General features: G+C 48.3%; 1 protein-coding gene. It reads right to left on the bottom strand.

Annotated features, from left to right (window positions below; genetic code table 11):
* Window positions 1-118 precede the first annotated feature (118 nt).
* On the bottom strand, window positions 119-1,193 hold a 1,075-nt coding region (locus AC30RD_RS09655), incomplete at its 5' end, for a UbiD family decarboxylase (RefSeq protein WP_489494341.1).

Below are 1,193 nucleotides of genomic sequence, written 5' to 3'. Positions count from 1 at the left end.
ATTTACAGAGTTAAACTGAATCATAACCTAAAGAACATTAAAAATGAATGGAATATTATGACATGGCATGACTGAAGGCTAGCTGAAGCAAACATTGAATGGATCAATGAATTTGGCGTTATTCAATGCCCAGCTGATCCCAAATATCATCAACCCGCTGTTTTACATCCTTATCCATAACAATTGGCTTGCCCCACTCACGATCTGTTTCACCTTGCCATTTATTGGTCGCATCAAAACCGATTTTAGAACCCAAACCGGAAACGGGTGATGCAAAGTCAAGATAGTCGATTGGCGTATTCTCAATCATCGTGGTATCACGCACCGGATCCATACGCGTTGTCATTGCCCAGATCACATCATTCCAGTCGCGGGTATTAATATCATCATCTACCACAATTACAAATTTGGTATACATAAACTGGCGCAGAAATGACCAGACACCCATCATCACCCGCTTGGCGTGTCCCGGATACTGCTTTTTCATGCTGACCACCGCCATGCGGTAAGAACAGCCCTCTGGCGGCAAATAAAAATCAGTAATTTCAGGGAACTGCTTCTGCAAGATTGGCACAAAAACCTCATTTAAAGCAACGCCTAACATGGCAGGCTCATCCGGTGGCCGCCCTGTGTAGGTGCTATGATAAATAGGTTCTTTGCGGTGGGTAATGCGCTCAATGGTAAACACCGGGAAACGCTCAACCTCATTATAATAGCCGGTATGATCGCCATACGGCCCTTCATCCGCCATATCATCAGGATATAAATAGCCTTCCAGCACAAACTCTGCCGAAGCTGGCACCTGCAAATCAGAGCCAATACATTTTGTGACTTCAGTGCGAGAACCGCGTAATAAGCCCGCAAAAGCATACTCAGAAAGGGTGTCCGGCACTGGCGTTACCGCACCTAAAATAGTTGCCGGGTCAGCCCCCAGTGCAACCGCAATGGGAAAAGGCTCGCCGGGGTGCTTCTCCTGCCAGTCTCTAAAATCAAGCGCCCCGCCGCGATGCGATAGCCAGCGCATAATCACCCGGTTTTTACCCAAAACCTGCTGCCGATAAATACCCAGATTTTGACGTGATTTGTTTGGCCCTTTGGTAATCACCAGTCCCCAGGTAATCAGCGGTGCGGCATCATCTGGCCAGCAGGTCTGAATCGGCAGGCTGTCGAGATCCACCGCCCCACCCTCGAGC

The organism is Nitrosophilus sp. (genome assembly GCF_982775275.1).
This window is presented reverse-complemented; position numbering and strand designations above follow the sequence as displayed.